Raw genomic sequence first — 21,315 nt, forward strand, 5'->3', positions numbered from 1 at the left:
AATGCGCCCTATCCTGCATGGAGATGTCGCAGCGGCGGCGCGGGCCTTGCTGGCCGCGCTACCGCAGGATCGCGACCGCCTTTGTACACGTCTCATCCAAGAAGCAGCGCTGGCCGACCAATATGTCGGCCAGACGGGTAATCTTCATCCATTGTTCGGGAATGGATCTTTGATGGCAGCCGCGCGAAACAGGCGGCTGGCGGATGAACCCGGATTTGATGATGTGCAATATTGTCGCTGTTTCGAACTGGTTTTGCAGCATCTGATCCGGTTTCAGATCAGCCGGACGCACAACTGACGCATTTCGTGGCGGCAAGGTTCAGATTCAATCGACCGCCAGGAATCTCATCGCCGCAATCTTCGCAATACCCGAATTCTCCGTCATGTATGCGGTCCAGGGCGGCTTGTAACCGGTGCGTTTCGATATCCCGATTGGCCTGTTGTGCCTTGGCCATCGCCTGATTCTGCAGGGCATCCATTCTGCTAAGGCGGCCGACGGCCTGCTGATCAAGCTCAACAATGGCCTGAGCCTGCTTTTCCGCCGCGGAATGTTCTGAAAGTTCAGCCAATCTTGCCTGAATTTTCGCTTCATAGTCTGCCAAATCTGTTTCATTCATTTTCGTTACTCTGCCGATCACGGGTTTGCGTTTGGCGTTTTTCCCACTAAATGGCATTCTAGGCGCAGCAAAGGATCAAAAGCCATGTTGGAAAAGCGCAGTCAGGTTACTCCGGTCGACCCGGTTTGGGATCGTATCACGACCGAAGCTCATGCAGCGGTCGAAAGCGAACCATTGATGGGTGGTCTGGTTCACGCTTGCATCCTGCACCACCGAAGCCTTGAGCGGGCCCTCTCATACCGGGTGTCGGCCAAGCTGTGTTCGAACGAAATGTCGATGATGGTGCTGCGTGAAATCGTGGATGAAGCCTATGCGGATGACGCTTCGCTGCTTGAAGCGGCCCGTGCGGACCTGATGGCAGTCTATGAACGTGATCCGGCATGCCACCGATTGTTGCAGCCGATCCTTTATTTCAAAGGCTACCAAGCGATGCAGGCTTATCGCGTGGCGCATTGGCTGTGGAAAAAAGGGCGCCACGATCTGGCGTATTTCTTCCAGATGCGCTCGTCCGAGATTTTCGGGATCGACATTCACCCGGCTGCGAAAATCGGCAAAGGCATCATGATCGACCACGCTCATTCGATTGTCATTGGTGAAACCGCTATTGTCGGTGACAATGTCTCGATGCTGCATTCCGTGACACTGGGTGGCACAGGCAAGGAAGAAGAGCAGCGCCACCCGACCATCGGTAACGGTGTGCTGATCGGGGCCGGGGCCAAGGTTCTGGGCAACATTGTGGTCGGCCATTGCAGCCGCATCGCAGCGGGGTCTGTGGTTCTTCAAGAGGTCCCCGCCTGTAAGACCGTGGCAGGCATTCCTGCAAAGATCGTCGGAGAGGCCGGTTGCGACCAGCCCTCGATTTCGATGGATCATATGCTGGGCAAAGACCAGTAATTCAACCTTAGTTCGAGCGGTTTTTCTTTCTGTTCAACCGCTCGAGCCGCTTTTCCTCGCGGCGCTTTTTGCGTGCTTCGATACGTTTGGCGCGCTCAGCTTTGCGCTTGGCGACTTCAGCGGGATCCGGGTTATAGGTCGAGTTCTCGCCCGGATAGCCGTTGGGCTTTGCGATCGCAGCAACGGGCAGCGACGTCGCCAACAATGAAACCACCAGAAAGCACTTGGCCGAGTTCACGAGGGTCATGGGGCACCTTTGCATCAGAACTATAAATGCAATCAAGGTGGTCTGTTGCGTGTGTCTGAGCAACTATCGCAGCGATCACGACTGCTCACAACATGGCAGTGATTTGGTAGGCCACGCCAAGGAATGATCCGGCGTGGCCTGTGTTCAAAAGGCTTTACGCCAGCATAACCATGGGGTTTTCAAGGTTATCGACGATGGCTTGCAGCAATTCCGCACCCAACGCGCCATCAATGACCCGGTGATCCACCGACATGGTGACCGACATGACTGTGGCAACGGTAAGTTCGCCATCGTCGCCGACAACCGGTTTCTTGACGCCCGAGCCCACAGCCAGAATGCCGGCGTGAGGCGGGTTCACAATGGCGTCGAAATTGTCGATGCCGAACATACCCAGGTTCGAGATGGCAAATGTGCCGCCCTGATACTCGTGCGGTGCCAGTTTGCGTTCACGGGCGCGACCCGCAAGGTCTTTCATCTCGGTCGACAGGGCCGACAGGGATTTGGTGTCGGCATCCTGCAGGACCGGAGTGAACAGGCCCCCCTCAATAGCAACCGCAACGGCCACATCCGAAGGTTTCAGTTGCAGAACCCGGTCTTCGGCCCAGACGGCATTACATTGCGGTACTTGCTGCAGGGCGTTGGCGACGGCCTTGATGATGAAGTCGTTTACACTCAGCTTTATGCCTCGGCCTTCCAGCTGTTTGTTCAACTGGCCGCGGAACTTGAGCAGCGCGTCGAGCTTGATGTCGCGGCGCAAGTAGAAATGCGGGATGGTTTGTTTGGCCTCGGACAGGCGCGCGGCGATGGTCTTGCGCATACCGTCCAGCTTGACCTCTTCATACTCTCGCCCTTCGTACATGCGGGCCACGGCATCTGCCGAGGGACCAGCCGGTGCCGCAGCGGGTGCGGGTGCCGTAGCAGGGGCCGAAGCGGCAGCAGTGGCCGGAGCAGCCGTGGCGCTTTCGACATCTGCCTTGACGATACGGCCATGCGGACCGGACCCTGCGATTTGCGTCAGGTCCAGACCTTTTTGTGCCGCAATCCGGCGGGCCAGCGGAGATGCAAAGATACGACCGCCATCCGCCTTGGCCGGAGCAGCTGGGGCAGGGGCGGGCGCCTCGGACACCGCTTGCGCGGCGGCCTCGTTGCCCGCGGCGGCTGCGGGGGCAGCCGCAGGTGCGGCGATGGGCGTGGACGCGATATCATCGGCGCTTTCGCCATCTTCCAGCAGAACTGCGATGGCGGTGTTGACCTTGACCCCTTCGGTGCCTTCGGGGATCAGGATCTTGCCGATGGTGCCTTCGTCGACGGCTTCGAACTCCATCGTGGCCTTGTCGGTTTCGATCTCGGCCAGCAGGTCACCGGACGAGACGGTATCGCCTTCCTTGACCAGCCATTTAGCAAGCGTGCCTTCTTCCATCGTCGGTGACAGGGCGGGCATCAGAATTTCTGTGGGCATCTATCTGTCGCTCCTTACCGGTAAGTCACTTGTTTGACAGCGGCGATCACCTCATCGGTGGTGATCAGAGCCAACTTTTCAAGGTTGGCGGCGTAGGGCATTGGCACATCCTTACCGGTGCAATTAATGATGGGCGCGTCGAGGTAATCGAACGCCTCCTGCATCACTACGGACGAGATGTAGCTGCCGACCGAACCTTGCGGCCAGCCTTCTTCTACGGTCACCAGGCGGTTGGTTTTCATCACTGAGTTGATGATCGCGCCGGTATCCATGGGGCGGATGGTGCGCAAGTCGATCACTTCGGCGTTGATGCCTTCCTCGGCCAGCTTGTCGGCTGCTTCCAACGCGAACTGCATGCCGATGCCAAAGCTGGCGATGGTCACGTCCGAGCCTTCGCGCCAGATACGGGCTTTGCCCAAAGGGATGGCCAGGTCATCGACCTGTGGCATATCGAAGGAGCGGCCATAGAGGATTTCGTTTTCCAGGAAGACCACAGGGTTGGGATCGCGGATCGCTGATTTCAGCAGGCCTTTGGCATCGGCTGCAGAATAGGGCATCACTACCTTCAGGCCGGGGACCTGCATGTACCATGCGGCATAGTCCTGAGAGTGCTGTGCGGCCACGCGGGCAGCGGCACCGTTAGGGCCACGGAACACGATGGGGCAGCCCATCTGGCCGCCTGACATATAGAGCGTCTTGGCGGCCGAGTTGATGATCTGGTCCATCGCCTGCATGGCGAAGTTGAAAGTCATGAACTCGACAATCGGTTTCAACCCGCCAAAGGCAGAGCCAACCGCGATACCGGCGAAGCCATGCTCGGTGATTGGGGTGTCGATCACGCGCTTGGACCCGAATTCGTCCAGCAAGCCTTGGGAAATCTTGTAAGCGCCCTGATATTCGGCGACCTCTTCGCCCATCAGGTAGACATCTTCGTCGCGGCGCATCTCTTCCGCCATGGCGTCGCGCAGGGCTTCGCGGACCGTTTCAGATTTCATCTCGGCGTCGGCAGGCCAATCGGGCGACAGATCAACAACTGGTGCTGCCGGCGCCGTGGATGGAGCGGGGGCCTCAACCGCCGCCGGGGCGGCCTCGGCCACCGCTGTGGCTGCAGGCGCAGCCGCGGGCAGGGCCGAGGCGTCTTCGCCTTCCTCGACCAGAACCGCGATTGGGGTGTTAACCTTAACCCCTTCGGTGCCTTCCGCGATCAGGATCTTGCCGACGATGCCTTCATCGACCGCTTCGAATTCCATTGTCGCCTTGTCGGTTTCAATTTCGGCCATGATGTCGCCGGAAGAAACGGTATCGCCTTCCTTGACCAGCCATTTGGCCAATGTGCCCTCTTCCATCGTGGGCGAGAGTGCGGGCATGAGAATTTCGGTTGCCATGTCTTAATCGTCCTCTCAGGCGTAGATATCTGTCCAGAGCTCATCCAGCGACGGCTCGGGGCTTTCTTTCGAGAATTCGGCGGCCTGGTTGACGATCTCTTTGATCTCTTTGTCGATCGCCTTCAGATCCTCCTCGGTCGCGTGTTTGCCGGTCAGCAACAGCTCGCGCACATGTTCGATCGGGTCGCTTTGTTCACGAACCTTCTGAACCTCTTCGCGGGTGCGGTACTTGGCCGGGTCGGACATCGAGTGGCCCCGATAGCGATAGGTCTTGATTTCCAGAATGTAGGGGCCTTTGCCTGCGCGGCAGTGCGCGACGGCTTTTTCACCTGCGGCTTTAACCGCCAGAACATCCATGCCGTCGACCATTTCGCCCGGTATCCCAAAGGCTTGACCTCGGTGGTAGATGTCAGCGGAAGACGTCGAACGCGCCTGAGCGGTGCCCATGGCGTACTGGTTGTTCTCGATCACGAACACCACCGGCAGTTCCCACAGCGCGGCCATGTTGAAGGTCTCATAGACTTGACCCTGGTTCGCTGCGCCATCACCGAAATAGGTGAAGGTCACGCCGCCGTTTCCCTTGTACTTGTCGGCAAAAGCCAGACCTGCACCCAATGGCACCTGCGCGCCAACGATACCGTGGCCGCCGTAGAAGTGCTTCTCTTTCGAGAACATGTGCATCGAGCCGCCCTTACCTTTGGACAACCCGCCTTCGCGCCCGGTCAGTTCGGCCATCACACCACCCGGCTCCATCCCACAGGCCAGCATGTGGCCGTGGTCGCGGTATGAGGTGATGCGCTTGTCACCTTCCTTGGCTGCGGCCTCAAGGCCCACAACGACAGCTTCCTGCCCGATATACAGGTGGCAGAACCCGCCAATCAGGCCCATGCCGTAAAGCTGACCTGCTTTTTCTTCGAATCGGCGGATCAAAAGCATTTCGCGGTAGTAGGTTTTAAGCTCTTCCGCAGAAACATTTGGTTTCTTTGTGGTTTTTCGCGCAGCCATCGTGGCGATCTCCCCCTTCCGGACAGATAGTTTAGCGTTAAACTATCTCATAAAGCATTTCCGGCAATCTGGCGAGAGTAAATATGACGCATCGTCATTTCGCGCGGCTTCAGGCCGGGGGAACCCTCGGGTAAAGTTGAATTTCCAAGAAAAATGTCGGTCCGGCTTAGCGGATGACAATTTCGTCCGAACGGATCATGCCAAGAACCGAGCGGGCCTGCTGATCCAGCAGATCGAGGTCCAAATAAGTGTCGGACAAACGGCGGGTCAGGTTATCCATCTCGGCGATCTCGGCCTTAAGCTTGGCCAGGTCTTGTGACAGGGCGTCCCGTTCCGCTGCGATCTCGACCCGTCTGAATAGGCCATAGTCGCCCTGCACGGCGGCGAAGGTGAAATACACACCCAGCATGAAAGCCACCATGAAGAATACAACTGCGCCCAAACCGGGCCGATGGGAACGGGACACTCTGTTTACCGCCGTATGAAGTCTGCCTCAAAAATGTGCCCTTTGCGGGCATCTGTTCGCACTATGTCACAGGTGATTCGGCTTGTGAATCCCTTGATTCGCACTTTTTCGCGAATGGTCGGATTAAGTTTCTCAGCGCGCAGACTTTAAGATCTGATTGCGCGTCAGGGTTTGTTGTTCCATGCAATCCCAATAGAACATTGGCGCCGCGCTGCCGTCACTATCCAGTTCCGGGTCGCAGGCTGCGTCGCGCGCTTTCAGCCAGGCGCGCTGTTCGTCCAATAGGGCCTGACCGTTTCCGCGTGCATCGGCCATTGGTTTGACCTCAGCCCAGATACGGTTCAGTTCGCGATCAGCGATTTCCCACTTTTCCTTGGCGCAGAAATTGGCGTCGAGTTGCGTTTGCCCTTCGCAGCTGGATTGTGCCGCAGAGTAGGCAGGTATCAATATGGTGACCAGGCAGACTATGAACCTCATGACAAAATCTCCGATTCAACAAGGAGAGACTACCATGAGGCCCGAAATGCGACCAATTTTGACCTTACGCCTGACCTTCCAAGGCGGCGACGCCGGGCAGGGTTTTACCTTCCATCCATTCCAGGAACGCGCCGCCAGCGGTCGAGATATACGAGAAATCCTTGGCCGCACCGGATGCATTCAGCGCCGCGACTGTGTCACCGCCGCCAGCGACCGAAACCAGCTGTCCCGACCGTGTCAGCGCCGCCGCTTTTAGGGCCGCTGCATTGGTGGCGGTGTCAAAGGGTTCGATCTCGAACGCGCCCAGCGGACCGTTCCAGATCAGGGTCTGGCTCTGACCAAATATGTCCGTAATGGTCGTTACGCTTTCAGGACCAGCGTCCAGGATCATTCCGTCTTCGGTGCATTGATCGGCTGGCAACACCTGATGTGGGGCATTTGCCTCGAATTTCTCGGCGACCACAACGTCCGAAGGCAGTACGATCTTACAGCCCGAGGTTTCAGCCTTGGTCAAGATCTCGGCTGCGGTGTCCTTCATCGCTGTTTCCGCCAATGATTTGCCAACGCTAACTCCCTGAGCGACCAAAAACGTATTCGCCATACCGCCACCGATCACCAGGTAATCAACCTTGTCGATCAAGTTGCCCAGCAGCTCTAGCTTGGTTGATACCTTTGCCCCCCCAACAACCGCTGTCACAGGGCGCTTGGGCGCACCCAGTGCGCCTTCCAGCGCTTCCAGCTCGGCCTGCATTAGGCGACCGGCACAGGCGGGCAGCAACCGCGCGATGGCCTCGGTCGAGCTGTGGGCGCGGTGAGCAGCCGAGAAGGCGTCGTTGCAATAGATGTCGCCCAGCTTGGCCATGCCGGCGGCCAGATCGGCGTCGTTCTTGGTTTCAGCGGCGTGAAAGCGGGTATTCTCCAGCAGCAGCACCTGACCGGGCTTCAAGGCTTTGGTGGCCAGATCAGCCTCGGTGCCGACGCAATCGGCGGCGAATAGAACTTCGGTGCCAAAGGCGGCTTCAAGCGTGGGGATCAATTGTTTGAGCGACAGGTTCTCGCGCCGCTCGCCACCAGGGCGACCGAAATGGGCCAGCAGGATAGGCTTGCCCCCGGCTGCGAGGATATCGCGAACGGTCGGGACGATACGCTGAATACGGGTCGCATCGGTCACAACCCCGTCAACGACCGGCACGTTGATATCGACGCGCACCAGCACGCGTTTGCCGTTCAGGTCCATATCGTCCAGAGTTTTCCAGCCCATCGCTCTATCCTTGCCATTACAACAGATTCAGGCGGTTCTTTTCCTGCATTTTGCCTTCAGGTCAATGCGTCACTTGGCATTCACGCGCGTGGCGCATAGGTATTTGCGCAAGATAAACGACAGGAGGGCCTCATGGCCGAGATCAAGGATCCCGAAAACACGATCATCATGGAACTGAAAGACGGCAATGTCGTCATCGAGCTGCTGCCGGATGTTGCCCCGCAGCACAGCGCCCGGATGAAGGAACTGGCGCGTGGTGGTGAGTATGACAACGTGGCCTTCCACCGTGTGATCGACGGTTTCATGGCGCAAACCGGCGACGTGCAGCACGGCGATATGGAAGACGGGTTCAACCTGCGTATGGCGGGTACTGGCGGCTCGTCTTTGCCGAACGTCCCTGCAGAATTCTCGAAGCTGCCACATGACCGTGGCACCTTGGGTGCGGCCCGTTCGCAAAACCCGGACTCGGCCAACTCGCAGTTCTTCATCAACTTCAAAGACAACCACTTCCTGAATGGCCAGTACACCGTTTACGGCCGCGTCATCGACGGGATGGAGCATGTAGATGCCATCGTGCGTGGCGAGCCGCCTGCAAGCCCCGACCGCATGATCAGCGTCAAGGTTGCGTCTGATGTATAAGCTGGCCGCCGCTTTTGCCCTGCTGGCCAGCCCTGCGCTGGCCACGGGCCTGCAGATCGAGATCGAAGGTGAGGGCGCCAACGGCACCGTCACCGTTGACCTATTTGATGACATCGCCCCCAAACATGTCGAGCAGATCAGTGCTCTGGCCTCTGAGGGCAAGTATGACGGCGTGGTGTTCCACCGTGTCATCGACGGTTTCATGGCGCAGACCGGTGATGTTGAATTCGGCCGTATCGGTGGCGACATGCGTCGTGCCGGAACCGGTGGATCTGATCGCCCCGATTTGCCTGCCGAGTTCTCGGATTTCAACTATGACCGCGGTGTCGTCGGCATGGCGCGAGCGCAGGATCCAGACAGCGCGAATTCGCAGTTCTTCATCATGTTCGAACCGGGTCCGTTTCTGAACGGCCAATACACAGTTGTCGGTCAGGTCACTGACGGCATGGACGTGGTGGACGCGATCAAGCGCGGCGAAGGCCCGAACGGCGCAGTGACCGGTCAACCGGACGTGATGAAAAAAGTCACCGTCACCGAATAAAAAAAGCCCCGATGCGCATCGGCATCGGGGCTTTTTTGTCTCAGTCATCACCCATCATTTGCCAAATCAGCGCCCCGATGGCTGCGCCGATAAGTGGGGCGACCCAGAACAGCCAGAGCTGCGCCAGCGCCGGGCCATCAGCAAACAGGGCCACGCCGGTAGAACGCGCCGGGTTGACCGAGGTGTTGGTCACCGGAATCGAAATCAGGTGGATCAGGGTCAGGCAAAGGCCAATCGCGATCGGAGCGAACCCGTCAGGTGCAAAGTTGGATGTTGCGCCCAGTATGACCACAATGAAGAACGCGGTCATCACGATCTCAATCACCAATGCGGACATCATTGAATAACCTTCGGGTGACGCTTCGCCGTACCCGTTCGAGGCGAACCCGCCAACACCTTCGAACCCTGGTGCGCCGCTGACGATCAGGTACAAAACGGCCGCAGCAGCAATGGCGCCGATCACCTGCGCGATCCAATAGGGGATCAGTTCTTGCGCCGGGAACCTGCCTCCGATCATCAAGCCAAGGCTAACCGCCGGGTTGAAATGCCCGCCCGAGATATGTCCAACCGCGTATGCCATAGTCAGAACCGTCAGGCCGAAGGCAATGGAAACGCCCAACCAGCCGATGCCTACGTCAGCAACGCCAGCCGCCAGAACGGCGCTGCCGCACCCGCCCAGTACCAGCCAGAATGTGCCGAAGAACTCGGCCATGAGTTTAGGTGCCATGAAAATCCCTCCTGAAAACACTGGTTTAAGCGTAATTCAAAAATCACAATTTGTGAAATGTCAGGATAAGGAGAAAATTCTCCAACTGTGTTCAGGGATGACTTTTCACGTCCCTGTTGGCTTCATTTCTTTGCGTTGTCCCAACTGGCTGGATCCAGCCGAAACAGCTTTGACAGCTGTTTATAAACATCGGGAACAGCGGCCTTGAGCTGCCGGGGTTGTTCAAAAAACACCTCGACCGACACGGCAAAGAACTCTTCGTGACCCACAGCACCATAGGGATCGATAACCGTATGTTGGCTATGCTCGACTGCGCGAACATGGGCGTCATAGGCTGTCAGGAAAACACGTTCCCACTCCGCAAAGCTCTGACCGTCGCTCAGAATCGGAACGCCGTTGGTGCCCCCAGACAGGTCATCGACCTGATGCGCAAACTCGTGCAGGACGACGTTCTGCCCATCGTGATCATTCGCGGCGCCTTGCTTGCTGTGTGACCAGGATAAAATGACCGGCCCGCGATCCCAGCTTTCGCCGGTGCGTACGATCTCTTTCTCGCTGACGACATAGCCATCCTGCCGGCGCTGACGTGATTTGAAGGCGCTAGGATAGATCAGGATGGTTGTCAGGTGATCGTACCAGAGGTCGCTGTTAACCAACAAAAGGCTGGCTTGCGCAGCAATGGCCAGCTCCATCTCTTCGGTGACCTCCAGCCCGTCGCAGCCGTGGAACTCCACCTGGTCCAGAAAAAGGTTCACCTTGCCGTCCAGCTTGGACCGCAGATCGGCGGGAAGGCGGCGGATCAGTGGTACTTGCTGCTCGATCAGCCTGCGCTGGTGGTCGGTCAAGGGCGTGGCCAGCAGGGCCTGCCGCGCTTGGGACTTTGACCAGTGGCGGTACAGAAAGAAGCCCGCAATCAACAGAAGGATAGAGAAAAAGATCAACATGTCAGAACCCTATACCGACCACAGCAACCGGCAAGGACAAAAGAAAAACGCCGCAGGCTGACCCGCGGCGTTTGCTTATTCATATTTAGGGGCAGTGTTACTGCTTGACCTCGGCCGCCGGGTTGGCGCCCGACTTGCCGCTGCGGCCAGGATTCAGCGGGTCGTCCTGACGCTGCACTGAACCTTCGAAATGCGCGCCGCTTTCGATGGCGATGGTCTTGTGAATGATGTCGCCTTCGACACGGGCGGACGAGGTCAGGCGCACCTTCAGGCCACGCACGCGGCCCACGATGCGGCCGTTGATCACGACGTCATCAGCGGTGACTTCGCCCTTGATGGTCGCGGTTTCGCCGATGGTCAGCAGGTGCGCGCGGATGTCGCCTTCTACTGTGCCTTCGACCTGGATGTCGCCCGTGGTTTTCAGATTGCCTGTGATGTGCAGATCCGAGGACAGAACCGATGCCGGAGGTTTGGGCTTGGGCGCGGTGCTGGCCTTGGTTTCCGCCGGTGCAGGGGCAGCCGGTGTCGCCGGAGCAGCAGGTTTTGCTGTCTCGGGGGCGTCGGATGCGGGCTCGTTGATTTTGCTCTTAGAAAACATTTCTCGCAGCCTTAATGTAAGTCATTGGATTTCTTGGCACACCGTCGACGCGAACCTCATAGTGCAGATGCGTGCCGGTAGACCGTCCAGTGCTACCCATATCAGCAATATGATCCCCGCGCGAGACCCTTTGGCCAACCTTGACCCGGATCTTGGTATTATGAGCGTAAAGAGTCTCAACCCCGAACGCGTGCTTGATTTTCACCAGCCTGCCGAACCCGGATTGCCAGCCCGCATGGGTGACGATTCCGTCGGCGGTGGCAAAGATGTCGGTTCCGTAGGCACCGGCAAAATCCGCCCCATTGTGCATGCGCCGCCCCCCGGTTTTTGGATCCCGTCGCGTGCCAAAGCCGCTGGTAAAGCGCACCACATCATGCACCGGGCTGGCAAAGGGGGCTTTTTCGGCGGCAATGCGGTACAGGTTCAGCTGGTCCATCTGTTGCAGCAACACATTCGCGCGGATTTCGTCGGGGGTCAGGTCCTCTCCGCGCGTGCTGAATGAGATGGGGGTGAGGGGGCCACCCATACCGCTATAGCCGCGGCGGACTTCTTCGATAATACGGTCGGTGGGCATACCGGCCTGGCGGAACATTTTGTCCAGAGGCTCAACCGAGATAATCATCGCCTCTTCCAGCTGGCGGAAAATCTCGTCGCTGCGTTCCTGCATCAAACGGATTTCCAACTCAAGATCGTCGCGCTGTGCCAGAGCATCCTTTGCATCGGCGGCGATTTGGTCGCGCTCTTGTGCCGTCCGGACCAGAGCGTCGGTCATGAAATTCATTTGTTCCGGGTCGCCTGCGGCGGTCATATAAATGTCGCCGTCATCGGTCTCGACCTGCATGCTGGCTAGCTCAGTGCGGGCCTCTTCGCGCTGTTTCATCGTGGCGCGCAGGGTGGTCTGGATGACCTCGATCCCGGTCTCAAGCTCGCGGCGGCGGTTTTCCGACGCCAGCAGCTCCGATTGCATCGCCGAGATCTGTTCCAGCGCCGCGTTGAACCGGTCTTGCGCGGCCAGCGCTTCTTGCGCCCGGGCATCCCGTTCCGTCGACAGGATGTTCAGACGGTCTTGATAAGTCGCCTGATCGCGCTTGGCTTGCTCGCGGAAATTACCCGATCCGATGCTGTCCATTAGCAGGATCGCCGTGGCGACGGCGGTCCAGCCAACGAATACTGCAACGCCAGCAACGGCGAAAATCTGCGTTTCCGAGCTGAGCCGGATAAACCGCGTGTCGTTGTCAGATTTAAGAAAGACTCGGCGTTCGGGAAAATGCCGCTCGAGCAGTGAGTGTAACTTAATTGCCAGACGTGTTCGCACGCGTCTTCACCTCTCATCCCCAAGATTCGGGACCGGTCGTGAGTGATAGCCGTCCCTTTGGCGAAGTGCATAGAGGGCACGCGGGATTTGGGCAAGTTTGTAAACTAGTTCACACATGAAACCGCGTTATTCCCGCTAAATCTCGGCGGGAAATTGCCGATAACATCAATTTGCGCGCGTTTATTGCGCCGAGCCGGGCGCGGGCAGCTCCTCGGTCAGGGGCCAGTAGAAATCAGGCGGCAACCCGGCCTCGGCGCGTTTTTCTTCGTTGAAAGGTGGCTTCAACACGCCGTGAAAGTACCGGCGAACCAATTGGTGAAACACATCCTTGGGATCGGCATTCTCGCGCCCACACAGGAAATGAAACCATTTTGAGCCATAAGCCACATGCCCGACCTCTTCGGCATAAATGACTTCCAGCGCAGCAATAGCTTTTTCGTCCTTGGCCTTGCGGAATATGTCGATCATGCCGGGGGTCACGTCCAGCCCGCGTGCCTCAAGCACCATGGGAACCACGGCTAATCGACCCATCAAATCTTCGGCGGTGTCCTCGGCCGCGCGCCACATCCCGGCATGGGCGGGCAGAGCGCCATAGTTGCTATCCATGGCCTCAAGGCAATCGCACACCATCTCGAAATGACGCGATTCCTCTTCGGCGCATTTAACCCAGTCGTCATAAAACCCGACAGGCATAGGTACATGACCAAAGCGGGCGATGATGTCCCAATGCAGATCGACGGCGTTCAACTCGATATGCGCGACGGCGTGTAGCAGGGCGATACGGCCCGCTTCTGTACCCGGTTTCCGTTTCGGTACCTCGCGCGGGGAAAGCAGTTCAGGTTGATCCGGGCGTGCGGGTTGCAGCGGCGGCGTAGCGGTGCCGATCTCGATCTCTGGCGCGTCACCGCTGCGCGATGCGAACCACGCGGCGGCATGACTTTTGGACAGGGCGGTTTTTTCCCGACCATCCGCCGTTGTCAGAACCTCAGTAGCCATCTGGGTCAGCGTTTTGGGCACCATGTTTCTCCGCTTGATTGCACGCGCGGCTCTTAGACCGGATGGCGCGCGTGGTCGAGGGGCGTTACATCGCCCGTACGGCTTCCAGCACTTCATCCACGTGACCGGGCACTTTAACCTTGCGCCAGATCTTGGCGATTTTGCCATCGGCATCGATGATGAAGGTCGAGCGCTGAATGCCCATCGATTTCTTACCGTACATATTCTTTTCAACCCATACGCCATAGTCCTCGCAGACCGACGAGCCCTCATCCGACAACAGCGGAGTGGTCAGATTGTGCTTGGCAACAAACTTGTCGTGCTTGGCGACGCTGTCCCGCGAGATGCCGAAAACGTGAGCGCCCGCGTTACCAAAGGCTTGAAGTTGTTCCGAGAAACCGATGGATTCCTTGGTGCAGCCCGGCGTATCATCACGAGGATAGAAGAACAGAACGACGGTGCCGCCGCGCAGGGCTGACAATGTGACCTCGCCGCCTCCGTCGCGGGGCAAAGTGAAATCAGGGGCGATGTCTGAAACGTCGGGCATTGGAAACTCCGCTAAAGTTTTTTAAGGGCTGCCAGACATCATAGGGCGGCGCGGGCGGGTTGGAAGACGTGGATAGAAAATTGGTGCAGCACGAAGACAAAAGTGCGTCGCAGCCCAAAAAGCCCCGGCGTCGCCGGTCCCGTCGTCGTATTGCCGCGCATTTTTCCGGTTGGACGGTCCTGTCGCTGGGGCTGTTGGTCTTTGTGGGCTGGTTTTTTCTGATCGGCCAGAATCTTCATGCACCCGAATGGTTGCGAAAGCAGGTTGAACAGCGCCTTGAACACAGCCTCGGAGGGCTGAAAATCCGGTTTGGCGACGTCAACTTTATCGTGAATGAGGAATGGCGTCCCCGTCTGCAGCTGAGCGACGTGACGATCAGCGACGCAGCCGGGCAGCAGATTGCGCAGGTTTCGGACCTGCGCACCCGATTGTCGATGCGCGGGCTTTTACGGGGTCAAATCCGCCCGCGCCGCATCATCCTTCGCGATGCACAGATCGCGCTGACCCGGGGCCTGGACGGAGCATTGTCGCTGACAGTTGGTTCGGGCAGCGCCCCTGTGCAGCAAGCACCGGACCTGGCTCAACTGATCGAGCAATCGGATGATGTATTCCTGTCGCCTATCCTGTCCGGGTTGCGTTCGGTCGACTTGGAATCGCTGACGCTGGATTATCAGGATCTGCGTCTTGGGCGGGCTTGGGTATTCGACGGGGGGCATATCACTGTGACCCGCACCGGCGATGAGATGCATCTGGCCACTGGGTTTTCCGTGCTGACCGGGCGCGACTATGCAAGCTCGATCGAGGCGAACTATACCAGTGTTCTGGGTACGCCACAGGCACGGTTCGGCATTTCGATCACCGACCTGCCAGCCGAAGACATCGCCAGCCAAAGTCTTGCCCTGTCGTGGTTGCAGGTTCTCAAGGCACCGATCTCTGGGGCGTTGCGCGGCAGCATTGACGACAGGGCGGCGTTGGGGCCGCTGTTTGCAACGCTAAACCTTGGAGCAGGCGCGGTGCAGCCTACGCAGGAAACGCGCCCCATTCCATTCGAGTCCGCCAGAACCTACTTCACCTACAACCCCACGCGGCAGGAGCTGGACTTCAACGAAGTTTCGGTGGTGTCCGCATGGGGCGCGTTTCATGCCGAGGGCAAGGCGTTCCTGCGTGGAATTGAAAACGGTGCGTTGGAAAGCCTGACCTCGCAGCTGAGCCTCAGCAACATCAATATCAACCCGGCCAACCTGTTTCCAGAATCGCTGAACCTGGCACGCGCCGAACTTGATATGAAGATGAAATTGGCCCCGTTCGAATTGCGGTTGGGTCAGATCATGGTCGAAGACGCCAACTATCGGTTGCTGGGTTCTGGCACGCTGATCGGCGAACCCGAGGGTTGGGCGGCGCAACTGGATGCACATCTGGACAGCATGAACGGGGATGAACTGTTGAACTACTGGCCTGAACGCCTGGCGTCAAAACCACGGCTTTGGGTCCAAGAGAATTTGTATGAAGGGCGGTTCTCGGACGTTGACTTTGCTTTGCGGCTGCGGCCAGACAGCAAACCAGATATCTATCTGGATTTCGGTTTTGACGAGGCAAAGATTCGGTTCGCCAAGACCCTGCCGCCGCTTGAGAATGCGCAGGGACAGGCCAGTCTGATCAATCACCGTTTCACCGCCACCGCTGAATCGGGTGTTGTCATCGCGGATGAGGGGGGCGCAGTTGATGCCACGGGCACGTCCTTCATCATCCCCGATACCGAGATCAAGGGGATTTCCCCGTCGATTACCCGGATCACGGCCAAAGGGAGTGCGACCGCTGCGTTGTCGCTGCTTGATCGCCCGCCGCTCAGCTTGCTAACCAAAGCGAACCTGCCGGTTGATCTGGTCGAAGGTACTGTAAATCTTGCCGGAACATTGTCGCTGCCAATGAAGAAGGGGTTGAAATTCGAAGACACCGAATTCCACTTTCTTGGTGATATCGACAATGTAGAAAGTGACAAACTGGTTCCTGGTTTTTCGGTTAGCGCCGATCAGCTGGCGCTTGAAGGCAACCAAACCGGAGTTGAAATTTCCGGCGAAGGTTTGTTTGGCGACGTTCCCATCCAAGCTGCCTGGCGACAACCAATCGGTGGTACCGAAGCGCAGCGCAGCGAGATGACAGGTCAGATCGAACTATCCCCACGATTGATGACAGAGCTGAATGCTGGGCTTCCGCAGGGGATGCTGACGGGACGGGGGACGGCTGATATTGCGCTGGGAATTGGCGCAGGAACGCCGCCTAAGCTGACCGCATCGTCCGATTTGAAAGGCGTTGCGCTGGCTATTCCCGAACTGGGCTGGCGCAAGGGAGCGGGCACAACAGGCGCGATGACGCTTGAGGCCACCCTGGGCGACAAACTGCGTGTGGATGAACTTAAGCTGGATGCAGCCGGATTGCGTACCACCGCGTCGATCTCGTTCAACGATGGTGATTTCGACCGGGTTCAGTTCAGCTCGTTTGATCTGGGCAATTGGCTGGCGGTTCCGGCCGAACTGATCAATCGAGGTGGGGCAGTACCGGATATCCGGGTGCTGGGCGGTGTGATGAACCTGGGCCGTGCGACCTTTGGCAGTAGCAGCGGTGGTGGCTCGGGCGCGGGACCCCGGATGGACGTGACGTTGGACCGTCTGCAAGTGACCGAGACCATAGCCCTGACCGGTTTCAAGGGCGCGTTTCAAACCACCGGTGGCGTCAACGGCTCTTTCACCGCAAACGTAAACGGGGGTGCCCCCGTGCGTGGACAGGTCTCTCCGCGCGCAGGTCGCAGCGCAGTGACGTTAACCTCGGGGGATGCCGGGGCAGTTTTGCGGTCTGCGGGCATGATCACACAGGCGCGAAGCGGGTCGCTGAACGTGCAACTGGAACCGGTTGCGGGGCCTGGCAACTATGACGTGATCGCGAAAATTACCAATACATACATCAAGGATGCCCCGGCCATGGCCGCGCTGCTGAACGCTATCAGCCTTGTTGGTCTGGTCAATGAAATGGCCGGGCAGGGCATCTTTTTCTCGTCCATCGAAAGCCGGATGCGCATCACCCCGACCGAGGTCAAAGTTCTCAGCGGCAGTGCGGTCGGGCCGTCGATGGGATTGTCCTTTGACGGCACCATCAACACGGTTGCCGGAACGCTGAACCTGCGTGGCGCGATTTCTCCGATCTATCTGGTGAACGCGATTGGCAGTGTTTTCACTAAGAAAGGTGAGGGCGTCATTGGTTTCAACTATACCCTGACCGGACCGTTGCGAGACCCAAAAGTCTCGGTCAATCCGTTGTCTGGGCTGGCACCACTGTTTCTGCGAAACCTACTGAGGGCTCCAGCACCCACGGTGTCCGATGGGCCAAATGCACAGCCGATAAAACCGGATGAGCCGAAACGAACTTTCGGGGCACCACCATCAGACCGTTGAATTGGGAAGTGGGGCGCTGTATGGCGCGGCCATGAAACTCAGCGACTTTGATTTCCACCTGCCCGAAGACCGGATTGCCACACGACCTGCCAGCCCGCGCTCGTCCGCGCGACTGTTGGTAGCCAATGGCGATGCGGTATCGGATGCACATGTGTTCGATCTGCCGGACTGGCTGCAACCTGGCGACCGGCTGGTGCTGAACGACACACGCGTCATCCCTGCGCGCCTGATTGGTCGCCGACGTCGCAACAGCGCCCAGGGGCCGGTTTCGGCGGCGATCGAGGCGACCCTGTTGGACCCACAGGCCGACGGCACTTGGGCGGCGCTGATCAAACCGTTGAAAAAGGTCAAGCTGGGCGAAGAGATCACGTTTTCCGATGACCTCAGCGCCACGCTGGACCGGGTTGAAGACGGGCAGGCCTATCTGCGGTTCAACCTGACGGGTGAGGATTTCGACACCGCGCTGGAACAGGCGGGGGCAATGCCACTGCCTCCGTACATTGCCGCCAAGCGCCCGGCGGACGAACAAGACAAGACCGATTATCAGACGATTTGGGCGCGCAACTCGGGTGCCGTCGCAGCCCCTACTGCGTCGTTGCATTTCGATCAGGCACTGATGCAGGCGCTTGCAGCCCGCGGCGTCACCATCAGCCATGTGACCTTGCATGTGGGGGCGGGGACCTTCCTGCCGGTCAAGGTCGAAGATGTAACCACCCACAAGATGCACGCCGAATGGGGCAAGGTCAGCGCCGCGGCCGTCGAAGAAATCCGCGCTACCAAAGCCGCCGGAGGGCGGGTGATACCTGTGGGCACCACCGCGCTGCGCCTGATCGAAAGCGCCGCACGGTCCGGGCAGATCGAGCCGTGGGAGGGTGATACTGATATCTTCATCTATCCCGGTTTTGAATTCCACGTCACCGACGCGTTGATGACCAACTTCCATCTGCCGAAATCCACGCTGCTGATGCTGGTTTCGGCACTGATGGGGCAGGACCGGATGCGTGATGTCTACGCGCATGCGATTGAACAGAAATATCGTTTCTTTTCCTACGGAGACGCGTCGCTTTTGATCCCATAAGGGGCGCGTTGTCGGGATCGTCTACCTGCAATGTCGTAGACAAGCGCGATCAGAGCCGTTTTTCATATAAAAACGAATCCAGAGTTCAGGTCGGCATTTTTCGGAGGCCCCAATGATTCAGGTCCTGTCCAGCGCGTGGGCGCTTCTTCTTGGTATGGGCTTGCTAATGGTCGGCAACGGCCTGCAAGGCACGATCCTGGGAGTTCGGGGCGAGATCGAGGGCTTTTCGACCCTTGAGATGTCGTTCGTAATGTCAGCGTATTTTATGGGTTTTCTGGGCGGTTCGCGCCTTGCACCGGAAATGATCCGAAGGGTCGGACACGTTCGGGTGTTTGCTGCACTGGCGTCTTTCATTTCGGCCGTCATGATCCTTTACCCGTTGATGACCAATCCGTTTGTCTGGATTCTGGGTCGCTTCGTAATTGGGTTCTGCTTTTCCGGCGTGTATGTCACCGCCGAAAGCTGGCTGAACAATGCGGCCAGCAATGAAAATCGTGGTCAGGCCTTGTCGCTGTACATGATCTTCCAGATGACTGGCATCATCACTGCCCAAGGGTTGGTCTTGTTGGGGGACCCAGCTGGTTTCGACACTTTTGTTGTCGCATCTATTTTGGTTTCGATTTCTTTTGCTCCCATTCTTTTGTCAATTTCACCAACACCAGCATTCGATACTACCAAACCGATGACACTGCGCGAGCTTTTCAAAAGCTCACCTTTGGGCTGCGTCGGCATGTTCCTGTTGGGTGGTGTGTTCTCGGCTCAGTTCGGTATGGCGTCGGTCTACGGTGCCCGCGCAGGCCTGACTCTGGTTGAAATTTCGACCTTTATTGCTGCGTTCTATATCGGTGCCTTGGTGCTTCAATACCCGTTGGGCTGGATGTCGGATCGCATGGATCGGCGCTTCCTGATCATGTTGGTTGCAGGAGTGGGGACGTGTGCAGCATTGGCGGGCATGTTGTTCGGAGTCACTTTTCCAATCCTGCTGGGCGCGGCCTTCGTGATCGGAGGCATGTCGAACCCGCTGTATTCGCTGTTGATTGCCCACGCGAACGATTTTCTGGATCATGAAGATATGGCCGCAGCCTCGGGTGGTTTGCTGTTCATCAACGGTCTTGGCGCGATTGCCGGCCCGCTGATCACCGGCTGGTTGATGGGGGACAGCGTCTTTGGCCCGCAGGGGTTCTTCCTGTTCATCGCCGCGTTGCTTGCGACGATGGCTGTTTATGCGCTGTACCGAATGACGCAGCGTGCGGCGATCCCGGTGGATGAGACCGGCACCATGTCTCCTGTCTACGCGACAGCCTCGCCAGTTGCGGTCGAAGTGGCGCAAGAGGTTGCCATTGAAGCCGCCGAAGCCGAGGCCGAAACGCAAGATGTTGCCTAAGACACAAGAATATGTCGCGAATGTTGCAATTTTTTACTGTTACAATCCTGAAAAACATCCTTAAATGACCTTACGTCCCTGGGGAGGGCAACACGACGGAGTTAGGGCAATGGTAGGGCCTGAAGAAGTATTGAGTTATTGGTTAGATGAGATTGGTCCCAAAGGTTGGTATCTACAGGACGATGCCTTGGACGCAGACATTCGCGAACGGTTTTTGACCACCTGGGAAGCCGCGAATGAAGGCAAATTCTCTCTTTGGTTGACGTATCCTAGTGGGTCACTGGCCTACATCATTTTGATGGACCAGTTCCCGCGCAACATGTTCCGCGGTAGCGCCAAGGCTTTCGCGTCAGATCGCGCCGCATTGTCGGCCGCGAAATGTGCGGTGGACAAGGGGTGGGATCTCAGGATCGACGAACCAGCGCGGCAGTTCTTTTACCTGCCGATGATGCATTCGGAAAATCTGTGTGATCAGGAACGCTGTGTCCGTTTGATGTGCCAGAACATGAGTGACAGCGATAAAAGCAATCTGCTGCACGCACGAGCACATCGTGAGGTGATACGCAAATTTGGGCGTTTCCCTTATCGGAACGAAGCACTGGACCGTCCGATGACCGAACACGAAGCCGCCTATGTCGACATGGGTGGATATGGTTCGACGGTACGCGAATTGCAGGCGTCCCTCTAGGACTGCGGCACGCAACCTCGAATGGCAATAATTCGGTCGGCGACCACGTCGGCCGATTTCTCTATGGCGGAATTGATCAGCTTGTCCGGAGAGTCGGTCAACTCGGCAATGCTGGCTTGCGCGCCTTGCATTCTTTGTTCCAGATTATCCAGTTTTACCAGCGCCGTGGATATCCGCAGTTTTTCGGCAATATCTGTGACTGAGCCGCTTGATTGCACCTCGGCAAGATCATTGCGTAGCGCCGCAAGTTCCCCCCGAACGCCGAGAATTTCGTCCTTCAAGGGCGCGATAATCTGGACTTTTTCCGAGAAGACCGTGGTGACGCCCTCGACTGTCGATGCCAGTTTCCAACCTAGAAATAAGCAAAGCGCCACGAGGATGAGTGTCGCGTTGAGCAATGCAAGCAGCAGATCTTTAAGTGTTTTGGCCATGGTAAGCCTCTCGAATGATTTGCGTTTATGAAATGGCGGGCGAACCCGACATCTATGTTCTAGCCATTGAAGGATGCCCGGTATAGGCTGAAAACCGCATAAACTGATACCGATGATCCCACGTCGTATTTGTCGCGGGAATGGTGTGTTGATGCGTTTCGGAAATTAGT

At 57.8% G+C, this 21,315-nt stretch carries 23 protein-coding genes; 8 read left to right on the plus strand and 15 right to left on the minus strand.

What is annotated here, in order from left to right; translation table 11 throughout:
- The first annotated feature begins 1 nt into the window (after window position 1).
- Window positions 2-298, plus strand: a complete 297-nt coding sequence (locus ACR0LY_RS01435; protein WP_170349050.1) for a DUF7742 family protein — start codon at window positions 2-4, stop codon at window positions 296-298.
- Here the strand turns inward: ACR0LY_RS01435 and ACR0LY_RS01440 are convergent.
- Window positions 279-617 carry a TraR/DksA family transcriptional regulator gene (locus ACR0LY_RS01440; protein ID WP_170349049.1) on the minus strand — a complete coding sequence of 113 codons (339 nt, stop codon included), beginning with the start codon at window positions 615-617 and terminating at the stop codon, window positions 279-281. The genes ACR0LY_RS01435 and ACR0LY_RS01440 overlap by 20 nt on opposite strands.
- Before the next feature lie 84 nt (window positions 618-701).
- Between ACR0LY_RS01440 and cysE the strand changes: the two genes are divergently transcribed.
- Window positions 702-1,511, plus strand: coding sequence for a serine O-acetyltransferase (gene cysE, locus ACR0LY_RS01445; protein WP_170349048.1), 810 nt, complete (start codon window positions 702-704; stop codon window positions 1,509-1,511).
- A 7-nt stretch (window positions 1,512-1,518) separates the two neighbouring features.
- Here cysE and ACR0LY_RS01450 read toward each other — a convergent pair whose 3' ends face one another.
- From ACR0LY_RS01450 to ACR0LY_RS01480, 7 genes are all read right to left on the minus strand, one after another.
- A complete protein-coding gene (locus ACR0LY_RS01450; protein WP_170349047.1) occupies window positions 1,519-1,758 on the minus strand; it encodes a hypothetical protein in 240 nt (79 codons plus the stop codon).
- 154 nt (window positions 1,759-1,912) lie between these two features.
- Entirely contained in the window at window positions 1,913-3,217 is a 1,305-nt protein-coding gene (locus ACR0LY_RS01455) for a pyruvate dehydrogenase complex dihydrolipoamide acetyltransferase (RefSeq protein WP_170349046.1), read from the minus strand.
- 14 nt (window positions 3,218-3,231) lie between these two features.
- Window positions 3,232-4,602: a pyruvate dehydrogenase complex E1 component subunit beta gene (locus tag ACR0LY_RS01460; RefSeq protein WP_170349045.1), complete on the minus strand. Its 1,371-nt coding sequence runs from the start codon at window positions 4,600-4,602 to the stop codon at window positions 3,232-3,234.
- Window positions 4,603-4,617: 15 nt separating this feature from the next.
- Window positions 4,618-5,607: a pyruvate dehydrogenase (acetyl-transferring) E1 component subunit alpha gene (gene pdhA / locus ACR0LY_RS01465; protein WP_170349044.1), complete on the minus strand. Its 990-nt coding sequence runs from the start codon at window positions 5,605-5,607 to the stop codon at window positions 4,618-4,620.
- Between the two features lie 166 nt (window positions 5,608-5,773).
- The gene (locus ACR0LY_RS01470) at window positions 5,774-6,073 is read right to left on the minus strand and encodes an FtsB family cell division protein (protein WP_170349043.1); all 300 of its coding nucleotides are present in this window, start codon (window positions 6,071-6,073) and stop codon (window positions 5,774-5,776) included.
- Between the two features lie 132 nt (window positions 6,074-6,205).
- Window positions 6,206-6,550: a lysozyme inhibitor LprI family protein gene (locus ACR0LY_RS01475; RefSeq protein ID WP_170349042.1), complete on the minus strand. Its 345-nt coding sequence runs from the start codon at window positions 6,548-6,550 to the stop codon at window positions 6,206-6,208.
- A gap of 64 nt (window positions 6,551-6,614) precedes the next feature.
- Window positions 6,615-7,811, minus strand: coding sequence for a phosphoglycerate kinase (locus tag ACR0LY_RS01480; protein WP_170349041.1), 1,197 nt, complete (start codon window positions 7,809-7,811; stop codon window positions 6,615-6,617).
- Window positions 7,812-7,943: 132 nt separating this feature from the next.
- Between ACR0LY_RS01480 and ACR0LY_RS01485 the strand changes: the two genes are divergently transcribed.
- On the plus strand, window positions 7,944-8,450 hold the full coding sequence (locus ACR0LY_RS01485; protein WP_170349040.1) for a peptidylprolyl isomerase: 507 nt from the start codon (window positions 7,944-7,946) through the stop codon (window positions 8,448-8,450).
- Window positions 8,443-8,991: a peptidylprolyl isomerase gene (locus ACR0LY_RS01490; RefSeq protein WP_170349039.1), complete on the plus strand. Its 549-nt coding sequence runs from the start codon at window positions 8,443-8,445 to the stop codon at window positions 8,989-8,991. Before ACR0LY_RS01485 ends, ACR0LY_RS01490 begins: the two co-directional genes overlap by 8 nt.
- A 40-nt stretch (window positions 8,992-9,031) precedes the next feature.
- Here the strand turns inward: ACR0LY_RS01490 and aqpZ are convergent, their stop codons facing one another.
- The 6 genes from aqpZ to ACR0LY_RS01520 all read right to left on the minus strand — a co-directional run bounded on the left by aqpZ (window position 9,032) and on the right by ACR0LY_RS01520 (window position 14,118).
- On the minus strand, window positions 9,032-9,718 hold the full coding sequence (gene aqpZ, locus ACR0LY_RS01495) for an aquaporin Z (protein ID WP_170349038.1): 687 nt from the start codon (window positions 9,716-9,718) through the stop codon (window positions 9,032-9,034).
- Between the two features lie 122 nt (window positions 9,719-9,840).
- Window positions 9,841-10,662, minus strand: coding sequence for a M90 family metallopeptidase (locus ACR0LY_RS01500; protein WP_170349037.1), 822 nt, complete (start codon window positions 10,660-10,662; stop codon window positions 9,841-9,843).
- Window positions 10,663-10,759: 97 nt separating this feature from the next.
- Window positions 10,760-11,260 carry a bactofilin family protein gene (locus tag ACR0LY_RS01505; protein ID WP_170349036.1) on the minus strand — a complete coding sequence of 167 codons (501 nt, stop codon included), beginning with the start codon at window positions 11,258-11,260 and terminating at the stop codon, window positions 10,760-10,762.
- Entirely contained in the window at window positions 11,250-12,575 is a 1,326-nt protein-coding gene (locus ACR0LY_RS01510) for a DUF5930 domain-containing protein (RefSeq protein WP_170349035.1), read from the minus strand. The genes ACR0LY_RS01505 and ACR0LY_RS01510 overlap by 11 nt, the downstream gene beginning before the upstream one ends.
- 180 nt (window positions 12,576-12,755) lie before the next feature.
- Window positions 12,756-13,595 (minus strand): ferritin-like domain-containing protein, encoded by an 840-nt coding sequence (locus ACR0LY_RS01515; RefSeq protein WP_170349034.1) that lies wholly within the window; start codon window positions 13,593-13,595, stop codon window positions 12,756-12,758.
- Between the two features lie 61 nt (window positions 13,596-13,656).
- Window positions 13,657-14,118 (minus strand): peroxiredoxin, encoded by a 462-nt coding sequence (locus ACR0LY_RS01520; RefSeq protein WP_170349033.1) that lies wholly within the window; start codon window positions 14,116-14,118, stop codon window positions 13,657-13,659.
- 68 nt (window positions 14,119-14,186) lie between these two features.
- Here ACR0LY_RS01520 and ACR0LY_RS01525 point away from each other — a divergent pair, with 68 nt between their 5' ends.
- The 4 genes from ACR0LY_RS01525 to ACR0LY_RS01540 all read left to right on the plus strand — a co-directional run bounded on the left by ACR0LY_RS01525 (window position 14,187) and on the right by ACR0LY_RS01540 (window position 20,714).
- Complete coding sequence (locus ACR0LY_RS01525; RefSeq protein WP_368040132.1) at window positions 14,187-17,564, plus strand: YhdP family protein; 3,378 nt, start codon at window positions 14,187-14,189, stop codon at window positions 17,562-17,564.
- 31 nt (window positions 17,565-17,595) lie between these two features.
- Window positions 17,596-18,642: a tRNA preQ1(34) S-adenosylmethionine ribosyltransferase-isomerase QueA gene (gene queA / locus ACR0LY_RS01530; RefSeq protein WP_170349427.1), complete on the plus strand. Its 1,047-nt coding sequence runs from the start codon at window positions 17,596-17,598 to the stop codon at window positions 18,640-18,642.
- Window positions 18,643-18,754: 112 nt separating this feature from the next.
- Window positions 18,755-20,026: an MFS transporter gene (locus ACR0LY_RS01535; protein ID WP_170349031.1), complete on the plus strand. Its 1,272-nt coding sequence runs from the start codon at window positions 18,755-18,757 to the stop codon at window positions 20,024-20,026.
- Between the two features lie 109 nt (window positions 20,027-20,135).
- Window positions 20,136-20,714: a DUF924 family protein gene (locus tag ACR0LY_RS01540; RefSeq protein WP_170349030.1), complete on the plus strand. Its 579-nt coding sequence runs from the start codon at window positions 20,136-20,138 to the stop codon at window positions 20,712-20,714.
- Here ACR0LY_RS01540 and ACR0LY_RS01545 read toward each other — a convergent pair.
- Complete coding sequence (locus tag ACR0LY_RS01545; protein ID WP_170349029.1) at window positions 20,711-21,145, minus strand: hypothetical protein; 435 nt, start codon at window positions 21,143-21,145, stop codon at window positions 20,711-20,713. The two genes, ACR0LY_RS01540 and ACR0LY_RS01545, sit on opposite strands and share 4 nt — an antisense overlap.
- Between the last annotated feature and the right edge of the window lie 170 nt (window positions 21,146-21,315).

Source organism: Ruegeria sp. BC5, assembly GCF_056539205.1.

Excerpts from the sequence above, each read along its gene's own strand:
- ACR0LY_RS01435 (WP_170349050.1), top strand. The coding sequence starts at position 2 with ATGCGCCCTATCCTGCATGGAGATGTCGCAGCGGCGGCGCGGGCCTTG.
- ACR0LY_RS01440 (WP_170349049.1), bottom strand. The coding sequence starts at position 617 with ATGAATGAAACAGATTTGGCAGACTATGAAGCGAAAATTCAGGCAAGA.
- cysE (WP_170349048.1), top strand. The coding sequence starts at position 702 with ATGTTGGAAAAGCGCAGTCAGGTTACTCCGGTCGACCCGGTTTGGGAT.
- ACR0LY_RS01450 (WP_170349047.1), bottom strand. The coding sequence starts at position 1,758 with ATGACCCTCGTGAACTCGGCCAAGTGCTTTCTGGTGGTTTCATTGTTG.
- ACR0LY_RS01455 (WP_170349046.1), bottom strand. The coding sequence starts at position 3,217 with ATGCCCACAGAAATTCTGATGCCCGCCCTGTCACCGACGATGGAAGAA.
- ACR0LY_RS01460 (WP_170349045.1), bottom strand. The coding sequence starts at position 4,602 with ATGGCAACCGAAATTCTCATGCCCGCACTCTCGCCCACGATGGAAGAG.
- pdhA (WP_170349044.1), bottom strand. The coding sequence starts at position 5,607 with ATGGCTGCGCGAAAAACCACAAAGAAACCAAATGTTTCTGCGGAAGAG.
- ACR0LY_RS01475 (WP_170349042.1), bottom strand. The coding sequence starts at position 6,550 with ATGAGGTTCATAGTCTGCCTGGTCACCATATTGATACCTGCCTACTCT.
- ACR0LY_RS01480 (WP_170349041.1), bottom strand. The coding sequence starts at position 7,811 with ATGGGCTGGAAAACTCTGGACGATATGGACCTGAACGGCAAACGCGTG.
- ACR0LY_RS01485 (WP_170349040.1), top strand. The coding sequence starts at position 7,944 with ATGGCCGAGATCAAGGATCCCGAAAACACGATCATCATGGAACTGAAA.
- ACR0LY_RS01490 (WP_170349039.1), top strand. The coding sequence starts at position 8,443 with ATGTATAAGCTGGCCGCCGCTTTTGCCCTGCTGGCCAGCCCTGCGCTG.
- aqpZ (WP_170349038.1), bottom strand. The coding sequence starts at position 9,718 with ATGGCACCTAAACTCATGGCCGAGTTCTTCGGCACATTCTGGCTGGTA.
- ACR0LY_RS01500 (WP_170349037.1), bottom strand. The coding sequence starts at position 10,662 with ATGTTGATCTTTTTCTCTATCCTTCTGTTGATTGCGGGCTTCTTTCTG.
- ACR0LY_RS01505 (WP_170349036.1), bottom strand. The coding sequence starts at position 11,260 with ATGTTTTCTAAGAGCAAAATCAACGAGCCCGCATCCGACGCCCCCGAG.
- ACR0LY_RS01515 (WP_170349034.1), bottom strand. The coding sequence starts at position 13,595 with ATGGTGCCCAAAACGCTGACCCAGATGGCTACTGAGGTTCTGACAACG.
- ACR0LY_RS01520 (WP_170349033.1), bottom strand. The coding sequence starts at position 14,118 with ATGCCCGACGTTTCAGACATCGCCCCTGATTTCACTTTGCCCCGCGAC.
- queA (WP_170349427.1), top strand. The coding sequence starts at position 17,596 with ATGAAACTCAGCGACTTTGATTTCCACCTGCCCGAAGACCGGATTGCC.
- ACR0LY_RS01535 (WP_170349031.1), top strand. The coding sequence starts at position 18,755 with ATGATTCAGGTCCTGTCCAGCGCGTGGGCGCTTCTTCTTGGTATGGGC.
- ACR0LY_RS01540 (WP_170349030.1), top strand. The coding sequence starts at position 20,136 with ATGGTAGGGCCTGAAGAAGTATTGAGTTATTGGTTAGATGAGATTGGT.
- ACR0LY_RS01545 (WP_170349029.1), bottom strand. The coding sequence starts at position 21,145 with ATGGCCAAAACACTTAAAGATCTGCTGCTTGCATTGCTCAACGCGACA.